This is a genomic window from Rahnella sp. PD4, from assembly GCF_049199325.1.
Taxonomy (GTDB): domain Bacteria; phylum Pseudomonadota; class Gammaproteobacteria; order Enterobacterales; family Enterobacteriaceae; genus Rahnella; species Rahnella perminowiae.
In genome coordinates, this window is the sequence record NZ_JBLZQF010000013.1 from 1 (window position 1) to 17,640 (window position 17,640).

14 protein-coding genes and 1 rRNA gene are annotated in these 17,640 nt (G+C 49.4%); 9 read left to right on the forward strand and 6 right to left on the reverse strand.

The window, feature by feature from the left end:
• Positions 1 to 115, forward strand: a 5S ribosomal RNA gene (gene rrf, locus ACOZIO_RS22485).
• Positions 116 to 196: 81 nt separating this feature from the next.
• Here the strand turns inward: rrf and mobB are convergent.
• Together mobB and mobA are read right to left on the reverse strand one after the other, a co-directional pair.
• A complete protein-coding gene (gene mobB / locus ACOZIO_RS22490) occupies positions 197 to 730 on the reverse strand; it encodes a molybdopterin-guanine dinucleotide biosynthesis protein MobB (protein WP_421595732.1) in 534 nt (177 codons plus the stop codon).
• On the reverse strand, positions 727 to 1,314 hold the full coding sequence (mobA, locus tag ACOZIO_RS22495; RefSeq protein WP_421595733.1) for a molybdenum cofactor guanylyltransferase MobA: 588 nt from the start codon (positions 1,312 to 1,314) through the stop codon (positions 727 to 729). The genes mobB and mobA overlap by 4 nt, the downstream gene beginning before the upstream one ends.
• Positions 1,315 to 1,468: 154 nt before the next feature.
• On the opposite strand from mobA, the gene ACOZIO_RS22500 reads away from it, so the two are divergent.
• From ACOZIO_RS22500 to polA, 4 genes are all read left to right on the forward strand, one after another.
• Positions 1,469 to 1,738, forward strand: coding sequence for a YihD family protein (locus ACOZIO_RS22500; RefSeq protein WP_421595734.1), 270 nt, complete (start codon positions 1,469 to 1,471; stop codon positions 1,736 to 1,738).
• A gap of 92 nt (positions 1,739 to 1,830) precedes the next feature.
• A complete protein-coding gene (locus ACOZIO_RS22505) occupies positions 1,831 to 2,817 on the forward strand; it encodes a serine/threonine protein kinase (protein ID WP_129955243.1) in 987 nt (328 codons plus the stop codon).
• Positions 2,818 to 2,863: 46 nt separating this feature from the next.
• On the forward strand, positions 2,864 to 3,487 hold the full coding sequence (gene dsbA / locus ACOZIO_RS22510) for a thiol:disulfide interchange protein DsbA (RefSeq protein ID WP_235173474.1): 624 nt from the start codon (positions 2,864 to 2,866) through the stop codon (positions 3,485 to 3,487).
• Between the two features lie 388 nt (positions 3,488 to 3,875).
• Positions 3,876 to 6,674, forward strand: coding sequence for a DNA polymerase I (gene polA, locus ACOZIO_RS22515; RefSeq protein ID WP_129955245.1), 2,799 nt, complete (start codon positions 3,876 to 3,878; stop codon positions 6,672 to 6,674).
• A 350-nt stretch (positions 6,675 to 7,024) separates the two neighbouring features.
• Here polA and yihA read toward each other — a convergent pair whose 3' ends face one another.
• Positions 7,025 to 7,675 (reverse strand): ribosome biogenesis GTP-binding protein YihA/YsxC, encoded by a 651-nt coding sequence (gene yihA / locus ACOZIO_RS22520; protein WP_129955246.1) that lies wholly within the window; start codon positions 7,673 to 7,675, stop codon positions 7,025 to 7,027.
• Positions 7,676 to 8,256: 581 nt separating this feature from the next.
• On the opposite strand from yihA, the gene yihI reads away from it, so the two are divergent.
• Both yihI and hemN read left to right on the forward strand, forming a co-directional pair.
• Positions 8,257 to 8,808 (forward strand): Der GTPase-activating protein YihI, encoded by a 552-nt coding sequence (gene yihI, locus ACOZIO_RS22525; RefSeq protein WP_129955247.1) that lies wholly within the window; start codon positions 8,257 to 8,259, stop codon positions 8,806 to 8,808.
• Between the two features lie 187 nt (positions 8,809 to 8,995).
• Positions 8,996 to 10,369, forward strand: coding sequence for an oxygen-independent coproporphyrinogen III oxidase (gene hemN, locus ACOZIO_RS22530; RefSeq protein ID WP_129955248.1), 1,374 nt, complete (start codon positions 8,996 to 8,998; stop codon positions 10,367 to 10,369).
• Between the two features lie 81 nt (positions 10,370 to 10,450).
• On the opposite strand, the gene glnG is transcribed toward hemN, so the two are convergent.
• The 3 genes from glnG to glnA form a co-directional block, all read right to left on the reverse strand.
• Entirely contained in the window at positions 10,451 to 11,863 is a 1,413-nt protein-coding gene (gene glnG, locus ACOZIO_RS22535) for a nitrogen regulation protein NR(I) (RefSeq protein ID WP_095924078.1), read from the reverse strand.
• A 7-nt stretch (positions 11,864 to 11,870) separates the two neighbouring features.
• A complete protein-coding gene (gene glnL / locus ACOZIO_RS22540; protein ID WP_013577653.1) occupies positions 11,871 to 12,920 on the reverse strand; it encodes a nitrogen regulation protein NR(II) in 1,050 nt (349 codons plus the stop codon).
• A 253-nt stretch (positions 12,921 to 13,173) separates the two neighbouring features.
• A complete protein-coding gene (gene glnA, locus ACOZIO_RS22545) occupies positions 13,174 to 14,583 on the reverse strand; it encodes a glutamate--ammonia ligase (RefSeq protein ID WP_421595735.1) in 1,410 nt (469 codons plus the stop codon).
• Positions 14,584 to 15,054: 471 nt separating this feature from the next.
• Between glnA and typA the strand changes: the two genes are divergently transcribed.
• Together typA and yihX are read left to right on the forward strand one after the other, a co-directional pair.
• The gene (typA, locus tag ACOZIO_RS22550; RefSeq protein WP_129955250.1) at positions 15,055 to 16,878 is read left to right on the forward strand and encodes a ribosome-dependent GTPase TypA; all 1,824 of its coding nucleotides are present in this window, start codon (positions 15,055 to 15,057) and stop codon (positions 16,876 to 16,878) included.
• A gap of 164 nt (positions 16,879 to 17,042) precedes the next feature.
• Complete coding sequence (gene yihX, locus ACOZIO_RS22555; protein ID WP_129955251.1) at positions 17,043 to 17,630, forward strand: glucose-1-phosphatase; 588 nt, start codon at positions 17,043 to 17,045, stop codon at positions 17,628 to 17,630.
• Positions 17,631 to 17,640 lie beyond the last annotated feature (10 nt).

Genomic DNA, 17,640 nt, shown 5'->3' on the forward strand with positions numbered 1-17,640 from the left:
CTGGCGGCACTAGCGCGGTGGTCCCACCTGACCCCATGCCGAACTCAGAAGTGAAACGCCGTAGCGCCGATGGTAGTGTGGGGTCTCCCCATGCGAGAGTAGGGAACTGCCAGGCATCAAATAAAGCGAAAAGCCCCGTACGAAAGTGCGGGGCTTTTGGCTATGGGGAATTTGAGTAATAAAAGAGGAGTAGTGCCTACTGTTTTTGCTGATTTTCCAGCCATCTGATGACAAACTTTCCAATCTCTTCTATCTCATTTATATTCAAGACGCTAATTGCCTTTGAAATATTCCCTGAAAAGCAATCGCTGGCTACCGCAACAACATGCTTATCAATTAACTGCTCCAGTGCTTTCCCTGTTCCTTCCCTGTGCAGGACGATTTTATCGATCTCTTCATGCTTAAAGCCCTCAACGAGAATCATATCCAGTTTATGGTAGTCAAAACGCGTTGCCAGATATTCAAGATTGAGCTGATCCTGCCCCGGCGTTTCAGTCATCAACGCCCACCGGCTATTACTGGCAACCATCGTCTGGTCTGCACCAGCTTTCCGTAACTCAAAGCTGTCTTTTCCTGGGGTATCAACATCTACTTCATGATGGGTATGTTTTATCAGGCCGGTTTTTATGCCCTGCTGACGCAGGTAAGGAATGAGTTGCTTCAGCAATGTAGTTTTCCCTGTCCCGCTGTAAGCGACGATTCCAAGCAATGGAATTTGTGTGTTTCTCATCTTGAGAGATCCTGGTGACGGGTTTTCCAGAGAGCTACGTCTTCAGGCGTATTGAGATTGGAAAAGGCGGTGGAGTCACCGAACAATACTGATTTTGCCCCAATATTATCAAGAAAAATCATGAGTTTCCTGTCGCCATTATCAAGATATGCCGTCAGTGCCGGGATCAGACTCCGGTTTAACAGGCAAAGTGTCGGATGTTCACGCTCTGGGTCGCAGGCATATACAGCCTGTTGCCCTGCTGTGTTTGCTAAAAAAGCTTCAGTGAGATTTGCCGGGAAGTCTGGAACATCGCAGGGAACGAACAGTGCCCATTCTGTTTTGCTCACTGATAGTGCTGCAAGCATCCCGGCAAGGGGGCCGGAAAAATCCTGTATCTTGTCAGGGGCTGTCCGCAAATTTCGGCCATACTGTTCCATATTCCTGTTACAGCTGATGAGGATCTCACCGACCTGCGGGCGTAACCTTTCAGCGATATGTTCAAATAAAGGCTTACCCTGGATTTCAATAAGCCCTTTATCTTGTCCCATTCTGCTCGAACGTCCGCCGGCTAAAATAACGCCGGTAATTTCATGCTTATCCATAATGTCCACTCACAAAACATCTATATTCCGTTTATTGTAACGTCTTACCATGAGGCCAGGCAGGTTTTAACTGGATCCCCCGCCAGCTTGTGCTTTCCCTCAAGAAATAACCCTGTTATTTTTAGGGTTTGTAACTGAGCTGAAAAGGAACATCATGAAAGAACATCGCATAAATGAGTTGATTGAGCTGCTTCATCCTGCCTGGAAGGAAGATTCCGATCTTAATCTGGTGGAGTTTATCCAGAAGCTGGCGACAGAATGTGGTTATCAGGGCCCATTAGGCGAACTCAGTGATGACACACTAATTTATCATCTGAAAATGCGCGGAACTGACAGCACAACAGAAATCCCTGGCCTGAAGAAAGACTATGAGGATGACTTCAAAACTGCCATTTTACGTGCCCGTGGTGTGATTAAGGATTGATGTAAACTTATGTGAACTTCATGCGAACCGTGAAAAATAGATGATACTATTTCCTATTGTCACTATTCTGCGCGGCTAACCCGAATGAAGTTATGAACAATTCAGCTTTTAATTTTCAGGCATTGTCGCCGGATCTTATCCTTGATGCGTTAGAAAGTGTCGGGCTGATTGCTGAGTCCGGCCTCACTGCCTTAAACAGCTATGAAAACCGTGTCTATCAGTTTCTGGGAGAAGACAGAAAACGTTATGTGGTGAAGTTCTACCGGCCGGAGCGCTGGAGTGAAGAACAAATCCAGGAAGAGCATCAGTTTTGCCGTGATATGGCCGATGCGGAAATCCCTGCTATAGCCCCTCTTTCTATTAATGAAAATACGCTTCATCACTACCAGGGTTATATGTTCACCGTATTTCCGAGCGTCGGTGGTCGACAGTATGAAATTGATAATCTTGACCAACTCGAATGGGTAGGGCGTTTTCTTGGCCGTATTCATCAGGTTGGCAGTGAAAGTCTCTTCATTGCTCGTCCGACAGTTGGCCTCGATGAATATCTTTCCCGACCACGTGATGTCCTCGCGCAATGTCCTCTGATCCCCAAAAGCCTGCGAGAGCCTTTTTTATCTGTGACAGATAAATTGATCACCACGACCCGGGAATTCTGGCATACCGACTGGCAGCCTTTGCGCTTGCATGGGGACTGCCACCCCGGGAATATTCTCTGGCGAGATGGCCCGCTGTTTGTGGATATGGATGATGCCCGTAATGGCCCGGCAATTCAGGATCTCTGGATGTTGTTACATGGTGATGAAAGTGAGCAAAGGCTCCAGTTAGATACTTTGCTGGAAGCTTATGGCGAGTTCGCTGATCTTGATACCAGTGAACTGTCTTTGATTGAACCGCTACGTGCGATGCGCATGGTTTATTATCTGGCCTGGGTTGCCCGTCGTTGGGATGATCCTGCATTTCCTAAGAGCTTCCCCTGGATGCAGGACGAAGATTTTTGGCGAGGTCAGATAGCGGCTTTTATTGAGCAAATTAAGAAATTGCAGGCACCTCCTTTACGGCTGATGCCAATGTATTGAGTCACGATTAACGTTCAAAATTTAATTAAATGGAGATAGGCTTTCTATGAAAAAGATATTCCTGGCACTGGTTGGTATGGTTATGGCCTTCAGTGTATCTGCTGCGCAATTTTCTGATGGCGCGCAATACGTTACTCTAGATAAAACCGTAGCTAATGAGCCACAGGTACTTGAGTTCTTCTCATTTTATTGCCCGCACTGCTATCAGTTTGAACAAGTCTGGCATGTATCTGACGGCATCCGTAAGAACCTGCCAAAAGATGTAAAATACACTAAATACCACGTTGAGTTCCTTGGCCCGTTAGGTAAACAACTAACACAGGCGTGGGCTGTGGCTATTGCTCTGGGTGTTGAAGATAAAGTTAGCCCGTTGATGTTTGATGCCGTACAAAAACAACAGTCTGTACAAAATGCTGATGATATCCGTAAAGTCTTTATTCAGGCTGGCGTGAAGGGCGAGGATTATGATGCTGCACTTAACAGCTTCGTCGTGAAATCACTGGTTGTTCAGCAGGAAAAAGCAGCCGCTGATTTGGGTCTGCAAGGCGTTCCTTCTGTATTTGTGAACGGCAAATATATGGTTAAAAATGACGGGCTTGATACCAGCTCACAGGATATGTACGTGAAACAATATTCTGATGTGATCAATTTCTTAGCGACTAAAAAATAACTATTCCTGAGCTTAGCGCCAGCCTTCGGGCTGGCGTTATATTGTCAGGGAAAAATAACAGCCAAAGTGCTTACTTCTGGAAATCTAAATAATTTATCCCTGGAATGTTTCTTCTAAATATTACTATCCACAATAGCTATTAAGCTTCTATTACAACGTTATTTCATAAAAAAAACCGATAAGCTCATGAAACCAGTAATTAAAATTCTGGAGTATTTTCAGAATATGATCAGATAGTAATTTGCTATAAAAACTATTCACAAAGTTATCCACAGGATGATCCTTCGAGATCCCTCGCAACTTCGCAATGAATTTCCCTCTCAAGGTTCGTCTTTCCCGCTGGCTATGGCATCCTTAGTGTATGTCTGATCACGAATAAAGAAGAGTTATGGCCCAGATAGCAGAAAACCCCTTAATCCTGGTAGACGGTTCGTCTTACCTTTATCGCGCTTATCATGCGTTCCCTCCGCTGACCAACTCTGCTGGGGAACCGACCGGTGCGATGTACGGTGTGCTCAACATGCTGCGCAGTTTACTGCTGCAATACACACCAAGCCATGTTGCTGTGGTTTTTGACGCGAAAGGCAAAACCTTCCGTGATGAACTTTTTGAACAATATAAATCTCACCGTCCCCCGATGCCAGACGACCTGCGCTCTCAAATTGAGCCTCTTCATCAAATGGTCAAAGCTATGGGGCTGCCTTTGCTGGTGGTTTCTGGTGTAGAAGCTGACGACGTGATCGGCACGCTGGCTCTTGAAGCAGAACAGGCGGGGCATGCGGTGCTGATCAGTACCGGTGATAAAGACATGGCGCAGCTCGTGACCCCGGGCGTGACTTTAATTAATACCATGAACAATACGATTCTTGGGCCAGATGAAGTTGTCGATAAATATGGCGTTCCACCTTCACTGATCATTGATTTTCTGGCTTTGATGGGCGATTCCTCGGATAACATACCAGGCGTGCCGGGTGTAGGTGAGAAAACGGCGCAGGCTCTCTTACAGGGCATTGGTGGCCTTGATGCTTTGTATGCTGATCTGGATAAGGTGTCGACACTCAGTTTTCGTGGCTCTAAAACCATGGCGGCTAAACTTGCTGAGAATAAAGACGTCGCTTATTTATCTTACCAACTGGCGACCATTAAGACAGATGTTAAGCTGGACTTGACCTGTGCAGAGCTGACAGTCTCAGAACCGAACGCGGCTGAACTTCATCAGTTATTTGGTCGCTATGAATTCAAACGCTGGCTGGCCGATGTTGAATCCGGGACCTGGCTAAGCGGTAAAAAATCTACGGGTAAGGCAGCAGCGAAGAAAGGCGCTGCCACTCAGGAAGTTGCCACCACTGCGCCTGTTGAACCTAACCAGCTTTCTCAGGACGGTTACGTCACCATTTTGGATCAAAAGACACTTGATGAATGGATCGGTTATCTGAAAGCATCGGATGTGTTTGCATTCGATACAGAAACTGATGGCCTGGATACGCTGACTGCCAACCTCATCGGCTTATCATTCGCCACCGAAGCGGGTAAAGCGGCGTATTTGCCTGTTGCACATGATTATCTGGATGCGCCGGCGCAGCTGGATCGCGATGAGGTGCTGAAACAACTGAAGCCTTTGCTTGAAGATGAAAAGCAGCTGAAAGTCGGTCAGAACCTGAAGTTCGACCGCGGTGTGTTACTGCGTTATGACATCGAATTGAAAGGCATTGCCTTCGATACCATGCTTGAGTCCTATGTACTCGACAGCGTATCTGGCCGTCATGATATGGACAGCCTGGCCGATCGTTATCTTGGCCATAAAACCGTCAGCTTTGAAGAGATCGCGGGTAAAGGTAAAAATCAGCTGACCTTCAACCAAATTGCGCTTGAACAAGCGGCACCGTATGCGGCGGAAGATGCTGATGTTACGTTGCAGTTGCATCAGTCACTTTGGCCACGGATTGCACAAAGTGAATCCCTGAAGGCAGTATTCACGGACATCGAAATGCCTTTGGTGCCTGTGTTGTCTCATATCGAACGCACCGGTGTTCTGATTGATCAGAATATTCTCGCAGCCCATTCGAAAGAACTGGCTATTCGTCTGAATGAACTCGAAAACAAAGCGCATGAACTGGCTGAAGAGCCTTTTAACCTGTCTTCGACCAAACAGTTACAGGCCATTCTGTATGAAAAACAGAAATTGCCGATCCTCAAGAAAACACCGGGTGGCGCCCCGTCAACCAATGAAGAAGTTCTGGCTGAGCTGGCTTTGGATTATCCGCTGCCAAAAGTGATTCTTGAATACCGTGGGCTGGCGAAACTGAAATCGACGTATACCGATAAACTGCCCTTGATGATCAATCCGCAGTCCGGGCGTGTGCATACGTCTTATCATCAGGCAGTCACGGCAACGGGGCGTCTGTCTTCCAGTGATCCAAACCTGCAAAACATTCCGGTGCGTAATGATGAAGGGCGGCGTATCCGTCAGGCTTTTATCGCGCCAAAAGACTACATCATTCTGGCAGCCGACTACTCACAGATTGAACTGCGCATCATGGCGCATTTATCGAAAGATGAAGGTCTGCTGAAAGCATTTGCCGAGGGTAAAGATATCCACCGCGCAACGGCAGCGGAGGTCTTTGGCACGCCGCTGGACAGCGTGACTGGCGAACAGCGCCGCAGTGCGAAGGCGATTAACTTTGGTCTGATTTATGGCATGAGCGCCTTTGGTTTATCACGCCAGCTGAATATCGCGCGTAAAGAATCCCAGCGTTATATGGATTTGTATTTTGAGCGCTATCCTGGCGTGCTGGAATACATGGAACGTACCCGTGCTCAGGCTTCTGAACAGGGCTATGTTGAAACGCTGGATGGACGCCGTCTGTATCTGCCGGACATCAAATCCAGTAATGCCATGCGCCGCAAAGGTGCCGAGCGTGCAGCCATCAACGCCCCGATGCAAGGTACAGCTGCTGACATTATCAAGCGCGCCATGATCAGCGTCGCTGACTGGCTGCAACGACCTGACGCGCCGCGTGCCCGCATTATCATGCAGGTACACGATGAACTGGTGTTTGAAGTGCATAAAGATGATGTCGAAGCGGCAAGCGAAAAAATCCGCAATCTGATGGAAGCAAGCATGACGCTGGCCGTTCCGTTGAAAGTGGATGTGGGCACGGGCGACAACTGGGATCAGGCACACTAAGTGAATAGTTATTAAGCTTTTTTTGTAATTAAGCTACACAATTATGTGCTCATACCATGAGAGTGATCGCATAATCCGCGATTTTTGTGTAAGTAAACTACAAAAAGTTCTTTTTCCCCGTCAGAAAATAGGGTAAAGTTTCTCTTGTAGGGTACAGAGGTAAGATGTTCTATCTTTCAGACCTTTTACTTCACGTAATCGGATTTGGCTGAATATTTTAGCCGCCCCAGGCATTTTATGTCTGGGGCGTTTTTTATGGGATTTTCACCGTGTTACTCCCATAAAAAAAGGTAACCTTGCGGTCACCCCTTTCTGTACATTACTGACATTTCCCCGTTACGGGAGCGTTGTTATTCGCCTTCGTCAGAAACCTCTTCATCCAGCACTTCCGGTGGGATTTCGCTGAACCAGGTGTTCAGTTTGTCACTCAGTTTATCCACGCCCATTTTCTTTGGTGACGAGAATGCTTCCACCTGAATATCGCCCATGAATTCTTTCACCGCTTCACGAACCATTTTGATCTGCGCCTGACGTGCGCCTGAAGCCAGTTTGTCTGCTTTAGTGAGCAGCAACATGACCGGCGTACCTACGTCAACAGCCCACTGAATCATTTGGTGATCGAGATCTTTAAGCGGGTGGCGGATATCCATCAGCACAACCAGACCTTTCAGGGAGTTACGCATTTGCAGATATTCGCCCAGAGCACGCTGCCATTTACGCTTCATTTCTTCCGGGACTTCTGCGTAGCCATAGCCCGGTAAGTCGACCAGACGAATGCCCGGTTTCACTTCAAAGAGATTGATAAGCTGGGTACGTCCCGGTGTTTTACTGGTACGTGCGAGGCTTTTCTGCTGAGTCAGGGTATTCAGCGCACTGGATTTGCCGGCGTTTGAACGACCAGCAAATGCGACTTCAATGCCTGCGTCAGATGGCAAATGCCGGATATCCGGGGCACTCATGACGAAATGGGTCATATGATAGTTGTAAATTTGGCTGGTCAAAACGTGCGTCTCCGTGAGGCATGAGTATCTGGCTGGCGATTATAACTGCAACTGCGCCGGGATGTGTTCGTGTTTTTAAAATCCGAATGATGAGGCGAAGGGACCACAGAGATGAAGGCGGGGGAAAATTGCCTTCATGATGTAAGACATTTGCTATTCATGATGCGGGTTATTTCGCTTGTTTTCTCGCCTTGTTTTTTTAATTTTTATATATTTCAATAAGATAAAATTAATGTGTTCTTTGAACGCTCAACGCGGCTGGTGGGTATCTTGAGCCTTTGTGTCAGTCGGGTAAAGTGATTCTTACGCGATGAAGGCAAGAATGGAAACATGGACGAAAATTGCATTCACGGATCACTGGAAATGCATCGCGATTTAAGGATGAACGGAGCCGGAGGCTCTGAAAGGCAAAGGAAAAACCGGGACGTTGAGGCTATACAGGGAAAGTGTTTGATGAATATCCTTCTGAAGAAGGAAAGAAAAAGGCAGCAAGGTTACCTTGCTGCCTTTTTTCTTTGTCCGCTTTCTGCTAGATTCCGCCGCAAATCTATACTAAATGTACACACCTAAGAGCAGATGCCATGAAACAGCCAGCGAAAGCACCGCGCGCCAATACCGCGACAGCTAAAACGAAGAAGAAAAGTCGTGTCGAGCTTGATATCGAAGCGCGCGAACGCAAGCGTGACAACAAGCGCCGCGGCCATAAAGCAGGCTCACGCGCTAACCCTGATGCCGCTCAGAACCAAAGCGGCGCGGGGGCGAAAAAAGCCGATCCGCGTATCGGCAGCAAAAAAGCCGTGCCATTGATCGTTGAAACCGTCACGAACAATGCGGCGAAAGCCAAAAAAGCTGCACAGCCGAAGCAAGATGCAAAACCTAAAATGACACCGGAAGAAGAACTGACGTTACTTGAAAACGATGAGCGTCTGGATTCTTTGCTGGATCTCATCGACGATGGCAAAGCATTAAACGCAGAAGATCAGGCTTATGTTGACCAGACTCTGGATCGCATTGATGTTCTGATGGAAATCCTCGGCATTGAACTCGGCGAAGATGAAGATGACGAAGAAGCCGTGAAGAACGAAGACATGATGCAGCTGCTTAAGCGCGGAAACCCAAAAGACGGTTTCTAAGCTATGCGCTGGGTTATCCCGGCAATAGCCTTACTCTTTGCATGTTATCTGCTTTGGTTATTCGGTAAACTACGCCGGTTATCGAAAACCAGAGCACGTTTGCGCAGAGCGACCTTTGCACGGCAGGCCAAAAGCCTGCCTGTAAGGCGAACCGGCAGCATCCGACGCCGGAAGGAGTAAGTCACCCATGTCAGAACAGACTACCGTCTGGGATTTAGCGCTGATCCAGAAATACAATTATTCGGGTCCGCGATACACATCCTATCCAACAGCGCTTGAGTTCAGTGAAAGCTACGATAATACCGCTTTCGAAAAGGCGGCCGCCCGTTATCCGGCACGTCCTCTCTCATTGTACGTGCACATTCCTTTCTGCCATAAGCTCTGCTACTTTTGCGGCTGCAATAAACTGGTGACCCGTCAGCAGCATAAAGCCGAAGAATATCTCAACGTGCTGGAAAAAGAGATAAGTCACCGTGCGCCGTTCTTTAAGGGCCGTCAGGTGAGTCAGCTGCACTGGGGCGGTGGTACACCGACTTACCTCAGTAAAGCCCAGATAAGCCGTTTGATGGGCCTTCTGCGGGCACAATTTAATATCCTGTCCGACGCAGAAATGTCGCTGGAAGTGGATCCGCGCGAAATCGAGCTGGATGTGCTCGACCATTTGCGTCGCGAAGGCTTTAATCGCCTGAGCATGGGCGTGCAGGATTTCAACAAAGAAGTGCAACGTCTGGTTAACCGTGAGCAGGACGAAGATTTCATCTTTGCCCTGATTGAACGCGCCCGTATGCTGGGTTTCAGTTCGACCAATATCGATCTGATTTACGGCCTGCCGAAGCAGACGGCAGAAAGTTTTGCCTACACGTTGCAACGCGTGGCAGAGCTGAACCCCGATCGCCTGAGTGTGTTTAACTATGCGCATATGCCAAAACTGTTCGCCGCTCAGCGCAAAATCAAAGATGCCGATTTACCAGGCGCAGAAGAGAAACTGAAAATTCTGCAGGAAACCATCGCTTCGCTGACCGGTTCCGGTTACCGCTTTATCGGTATGGATCACTTTGCCCGCCCTGATGATGAGCTGGCTATTGCCCAGCGCGAAGGTAAATTGCACCGTAATTTCCAGGGCTACACTACACAGGGCGACAGCGATTTGCTCGGAATGGGCGTTTCTGCTATCAGCATGCTCGGCGACACCTATGCGCAGAATGAAAAAGATCTCAAAACCTATTACGCCCGGGTGGAAGAGCAGGGGCATGCGTTATGGCGCGGTCTGGAAATGACCAGCGATGACTGCCTGCGTCGTGACGTTATTAAATCGCTAATCTGCCATTTTGAGCTGAATTTCGGCGATATTGCACAGCGTTATGATATCCGCTTCACCGACTATTTTGCTGATGACCTGGCACTGCTGAAGCCGCTGGCAGAAGACGGGCTGGTTGAGGTGAGTGATACGCATATTCTGGTGACGCCACGCGGGCGTTTGCTGATCCGTAATATCTGCATGTGCTTTGATATTTATCTGCGCCGTCAGGTGCGCCAGCAACAATTCTCCCGCGTTATCTGACTGCCTGCGCTGCAAAAATCTATTCGCAGTAAAGCAAAACAGCCGCATGAGCGGCTGTTTTGCTGTCTGGTGCAGGGACTTTTATTCCATGCCCAGTTCTTTCAGTTTGCGGGTCAGGGTATTTCGCCCCCAGCCCAGCAACCGTGCCGCTTCCTGTTTATGCCCCTGCGTATGGCGCAGCGCCGTGGTCAGTAACGTACGTTCCATTTCAGGTTGCGCTTCTGACAGCAGGTTTTGATGACCGGAACGCAGTGCGCGGTCGGCCCACTGTGCCAGCAACGTCGCCCAGCTGTCCGGCAGACTCTGACCACCGGTTTCCGGCGCCGAGGTCTCAAACAGTTCGCTGGGTAAATCCTGGATCAGGACTTCCTGACCGGCTGCCATGACGGTGAGCCAGCGGCAGGTATTTTCCAACTGGCGCACGTTGCCCTGCCATGGCAATCGCGTCAGTGCCGTTTCCGTTTCCGGATGCAGATTTTTCGCTTCCACACCCAGCTCTTTGGCCGCTACCTGCAGGAAGTAACGCGCCAGACGCGGAATATCTTCACGGCGTTCACGCAGTGGCGGCAAATGGACACGGATAACGTTCAGGCGGTGGAATAAATCCTCGCGGAATTTTCCTTCCTGAACCCGTAATTCCAGATTCTGGTGAGTTGCGGCGATGATGCGCACGTCCACTTTTACTGGCGCATAACCGCCCACACGATAAAACTGACCATCTGCCAGCACGCGCAGAAGACGGGTTTGCACATCGAGTGGCATATCACCGATTTCATCAAGAAAGAGCGTGCCGTTATCGGCTTGTTCAAAACGTCCCTGGCGGATAGTGTTGGCGCCGGTAAATGCCCCTTTCTCGTGCCCGAATAATTCGGACTCGATCAGGTCTTTCGGGATGGCAGCCATATTCAGTGCGATAAAGGGCGCTTTAGCGCGCGGGCTGTGGCGATGTAAGGCATGCGCGACCAGTTCTTTACCGGTGCCTGATTCTCCGTTGATCAGCACGCTGATTGAAGAACGGGACAAACGGCCGATAATGCGGAATACGTCCTGCATCGCCGGCGCTTCGCCGATAATATCTGCGGTCGGGCCACTTGCCGGCTGGCTGCGTGCCGGTTGCTGCTGTTCCTGATAATGACTGATGGCACGCTCAACCAGTGCCACGGCTTCGTCAATGTCGAACGGTTTTGGCAGATAATCAAATGCACCTTGCTGATAGGCGCTGACCGCAGCATCCAGATCGGAGTGCGCTGTCATTATGATGACCGGAAGCATCGGATGACGTTGTTTAATCTGCTTTAACAGCGCTAAACCGTCCATTCCCGGCATCCGGATATCGGATAACAAAACGTCAGGGGTTTGAGTCGCAATGGCATCAAGCACTTCATTGCCGCTGTCAAACGTCGTGCAGGTTAAACCGGCTCCAGTGAGCGCACGTTCAAGTACCCAGCGGATGGAGCTATCGTCATCGACGATCCAGACTATCCCTCGTTGCATAAGAACCTCACTGGCGAATAGGCAGGAATACCGAGAATTCGGTATGTCCTGGCCAACTGTTAAATTCAACTTTACCCGAATGCTGATCAATCAAACTGCGCGCGATGGACAGGCCCAAACCGGTGCCTCCTTCGCGGCCACTGACCATGGGGTAAAAAAGGGTGTCCTGCAAATGCGCCGGTACGCCGGGGCCGTCATCTTCGATATCGATACGGGCCACCAGGCGATAACGCACGCCGTGTAACGTAATCTGGAAAGCAGTACGTGTGCGCAATGTAATTGTGCCGCCTTCCTCCCCCAGCGCCTGCAAGGCGTTACGGGTAATATTCAATAAAATTTGTTCTATCTGATCAGGGTCATGCGCCAGTTCCGGCAGGCTCGGGTCATAGTCCCGCACCAGTTGAACGTTATCTGGCTTTTCCATCGACACCAGTTGGCAAACACGTTCCGCAACCTGATGAATACTTTGTGTCACATGCTGACTCGGACGTTGCGGACCCAGCAATCTGTCGACCAGATTACGCAGACGGTCAGCCTGCTCAATAATGACTTTGGTGTATTCCAGCAAGGCCGGATCAGGCAGTGCCCTGGATAAAAGTTGCGCTGCACCACGCAGACCGCCAAGCGGATTTTTAATTTCATGTGCCAGACCGCGGATCAAATCACGCGCGGCAACTTGTTGAGCGTGCTGTAATTGTTCCTGGCTCAGACGGCGTTGATTATCCATCGGTGCCAGTTCTACCAGAATGAAACCTTCCGGCAGCATCTGAGCAGTCAGTGACAACACATGTGCCCTGCCATCCACGACCAGTGTCACTTCACTGTCTGTAAAGCCCTGTCCGGCTGTCAGACTTTCACGCATTAATTCGATGTTCAGCGAAAAATATCCCACCAGTTCTGGCAAAGGAGTGCCAAAAAGCTTTCGTGAACTTTGCGCCAGTAACTGCTGAGCGGCCGGATTGGCATAATGCACAGCCAATTCGTCGTCTAACAGCAGAACGCTGTTGATAAGTGAATTCAGGATCTGCCCAGCATCGGGCAGCTTGCCAGTTGCCATACCGCAGTCTCCCGCACCTGATTGGTGCATTTTATCTCGTTACCCGGCGAAATCACGGGCCAGAGGGGTTAAGCAGGAAAGAGTGTGGAGAAAAAAGCCCATCCGGAGATGGGCTGAAAGTTTCCACGGCAACAAATATAAATCGTCTGACTTAATTTTGACGCTGAAGGGGTTATTAACACAGCCTTCAGTCGGGTATTACACTCAGTGCCTGCTATAAGACGGGCACTGAGTTCAGGGTCTCATTCGGAAATTAGACGCTGTAGTACAGTTCGAACTCAACCGGATGCGGAGTCATACGCACGCGGTCCATTTCTTCTTTACGCAGACCGATGTAAGCATCGATAGCATCATCTGTGAACACGCCGCCACGGGTCAGGAACTCGCGGTCAACGTTCAATGCATTGAGGGCTTCTTCCAGTGAACCTGCAACTTTTGGAATTTCTGCTTCTTCTTCCGGTGGCAGGTCATACAGGTTTTTGTCCATCGCATCACCAGGGTGGATCTTGTTGATGATACCGTCCAGGCCAGCCATCATCAGTGCAGCAAACGCCAGGTATGGGTTAGCCGCTGGATCAGGGAAGCGTGCTTCGATACGCATTGCTTTAGGCGTTGATACGTGTGGAATACGGATGGATGCAGAACGGTTACGCGCAGAGTAAGCCAGCATTACTGGCGCTTCATAGCCCGGGACCAAACGTTTGTAAGAGTTAGTGGTCGGGTTAGCGTAGGCGTTGATCGCTTTAGCGTGCTTGATGATACCGCCGATGTAGAACAGTGCCATTTCAGACAGGCCGCCGTATTTGTCGCCAGAGAACAGGTTGTTACCGTTCTTGGACAGGGACATATGGCAGTGCATACCGGAACCGTTATCGCCAAACATTGGTTTTGGCATGAAGGTCGCCGTTTTGCCAAACGCGTGAGCCACATTGTGCACCACGTATTTGTAGATTTGGATTTCGTCGGCTTTTTTGGTCAGGGTATTGAAGCGGGTTGCCACTTCGTTCTGACCCGCAGTGGCAACTTCATGGTGGTGAGCTTCAACAACCAGACCCATTTCTTCCATGGTCAGACACATGGTAGAACGCAGATCCTGAGAAGAGTCGACCGGAGGAACCGGGAAGTAACCGCCTTTTACTGCAGGGCGGTGGCCTTTGTTGCCGCCTTCGTATTTGGTGCTTGAGTTCCATGCGCCTTCGATATCATCGATAGCGACGTGAGAACCGGAGATGCTGCTGCCGAAGCGCACATCATCAAACAGGAAGAATTCTGGTTCTGGCCCGAACAGTACGGTGTCCGCGATACCGGAAGAGCGCAGGAAATCTTCTGCACGTTTTGCGGTAGAGCGTGGGTCGCGGTCATAACCTTGCAGCGTGGTTGGCTCAAGGATATCGCAACGAATGATCAGGGTAGTTTCTTCGTAGAATGGGTCAAGAACAGCAGTGCTCGCATCTGGCATCAGAACCATGTCAGATTCGTTAATGCCTTTCCAGCCACCGATTGAAGAGCCATCAAACATTTTGCCTTCTTCGAAGAAGTCAGCGCTAACCTGGTGCGCAGGAATGGTGACGTGCTGCTCTTTGCCTTTGGTATCAGTGAAACGTAAATCTACGAATTTCACTTCATGCTCATTCAGCATCGTCAAAACGTGTTCAGCGGACATACTAGTTCTCCCGAATTTCTCATTATCGTCGTGGAACGAATAACCATTTTTGGTCTTTAGTTGGAAATAACAGCCTTACTGGAACTGGCGTGTAGGCTGAACAGCGCTATTATTTGTCTGGTCAGGTCCTTCACCCTGTAAAAAATTTTTTACCCTAAAAAACTTTTACTCTAAAAACTATTAGCGAAAACTGTGCCAACTTTGAGAAAATGCAAACAACGCCATTTTACAGGGCTTTTGCACTCGATAAGTATGCACCATAACGGAATTCATGCACTAAAATGGTGCTGATTGCGAGAGGCAAGGCACCAAAAGGGTGCGCCATAATGGTTCAGTGGTCTTTTTGCACCGTGAAAGGGATCACAAAGTAACCATCCATAAGTTGTTTCAACAAGATCCTTGTGATCTTGTTTAGAACCTCGCTTAATACGTGTACAATAGCGCGCTATTTCTAATGCCTGAGGCAAAGCTGTGATCGAAAATTTGCGTAACATCGCCATTATTGCCCACGTTGACCATGGTAAAACCACCCTGGTCGACAAGCTGCTGCAACAATCCGGTACTTTCGGAGAACGTGCAGAAGCTACCGAACGCGTAATGGACTCCAACGATTTGGAGAAAGAGCGTGGGATTACCATCCTCGCAAAAAACACCGCCATTAATTGGAAAGACTACCGCATCAACATCGTGGATACCCCAGGACACGCCGACTTCGGCGGTGAGGTTGAGCGTGTGATGTCAATGGTCGACTCGGTGCTGCTGGTTGTGGATGCAATGGATGGCCCAATGCCGCAAACCCGTTTCGTGACCAAAAAAGCCTTCGCTAATGGTCTGAAACCGATCGTGGTAATCAACAAAGTTGACCGCCCTGGCGCGCGTCCTGACTGGGTTGTTGATCAGGTCTTCGACCTGTTCGTCAACCTGGACGCAACCGACGAACAACTCGATTTCCCAATCATCTATGCATCTGCACTGATGGGTATCGCGGGTAACGACCATAACGATATGGCCGAAGACATGACCCCGCTGTACCAGGCGATCGTTGACCACGTATCTCCACCACAAGTTGAGATGGATGCACCATTCCAGATGCAAATCTCTCAGCTGGACTACAACAACTATGTTGGCGTCATCGGCATCGGCCGTATCAAACGCGGTACTGTTAAGCCTAACCAACAAATCACTGTCATCGACAGCGAAGGCAAAACCCGTAACGGTAAAGTGGGTAAAGTTCTGACCCATATGGGTCTTGAGCGTATCGAAGCGACCGTTGCTGAAGCGGGCGATATCATCGCAATCACCGGCCTGGGCGAACTGAACATCTCCGACACTATCTGTGACCCGGCGAATGTTGAAGCCCTGCCAGCGCTGAGCGTTGATGAACCAACCGTAACCATGTACTTCAACGTAAACACCTCTCCGTTCTGTGGTAAAGAAGGTAAGTATGTGACTTCACGTCAGATCCTTGACCGTCTGAACAAAGAACTGGTGCACAACGTTGCATTGCGTGTTGAAGAAACTGAAGATGCTGATGCATTCCGCGTTTCAGGCCGTGGTGAACTTCACCTGTCGGTTCTGATCGAAAACATGCGTCGTGAAGGTTTCGAGCTGGCGGTTTCCCGTCCTAAAGTTATCAACCGTAAAATCGATGGCCGCATGCAAGAGCCATTCGAAAACGTGACACTGGATATCGAAGAGCAGCACCAGGGTTCTGTGATGCAGGCCATGGGTGAGCGTAAAGGCGATGTCAAGGACATGATCCCTGACGGTAAAGGGCGTATCCGTCTTGATTACCTGATCCCTGCACGCGGCCTGATCGGCTTCCGTACTGAATTCATGACCATGACTTCAGGTACCGGTCTGCTGTACTCCACGTTCAGTCATTACGATGACGTTCGTCCGGGCGAAATCGGCCAGCGTCAGAACGGCGTGCTGATCTCTAACGGTCAGGGTAAAGCGGTTGCGTTTGCTCTGTTCGGTCTGCAAGATCGCGGCAAGTTGTTCCTGGGTCATGGTGCAGAAGTGTATGAAGGCCAGATCATCGGTATTCACTCACGTTCTAACGACCTGACTGTCAACTGTCTGACCGGTAAGAAACTGACCAACATGCGTGCGTCCGGTACTGACGAAGCAACGACATTGGTTCCTGCTATCAAAATGTCTCTGGAGCAAGCTCTGGAATTCATTGATGATGACGAACTGGTCGAAGTGACTCCTCTGTCTGTGCGTATCCGTAAACGTCACCTGACCGAGAATGATCGTAAACGTGCAATGCGTGGTCCTAAAGAAGGTTAATCTTCTTTAACGCTTGTCGTTACACTGAAACAGGGTGCCCTCGGGAACCCTGTTTTTTTTTTGGCATTTTTCTAACGCAGAGATAAACACCGCAACTCTGTCACTGTTCAGCTGTATGTTTTACCGCTAAAGTTAAAAGTCATCTTTGAAATCAGGAGCGTGCAATGCTGTACATTTTTGATATGGGAAACGTCATTATTGATATTGATTTCAAACGTGTCCTTGGCGTGTGGAGCCATCTCAGCGGAACGCCGCTGGCCACGCTGACCGAGCGGTTCAAAATGGGAGAGGTGTTCCAGAAGCACGAGCGGGGTGAAATCAGCGACGAGCAGTTTGCTGCCGATCTGTGCAATGAAATGGGCATCGCGCTCAGCTTCGAGCAGTTCAGTGCGGGCTGGCATGCTGTTTTCGTTGACCTCCGTCCTGACGTTATCACGTTATTCCAGAAGCTGCGCAAAGAAGGTCATCGCGTTGTCGTGCTTTCTAATACCAACCGCTTGCATCTGGATTTCTGGCCACATCATTATCCTGAAATCGAAGCGAATACTGATGCGATGTACCTCTCGCAAAATCTGGGTATGCGCAAACCGGAGCCTGAAATTTTCCGGCACGTTCTGGAGAAAGAAGGGTTCTCCGCCGATCAGGCTGTGTTCTTTGATGATGTTGCTGAAAATATCGAAGCCGCCCGGACGGTTGGCATTGAGGCTGTATGGGTGGAAGATAACCAGACGGTACCGAAATATTTTTCCTAAAGGATGTAAG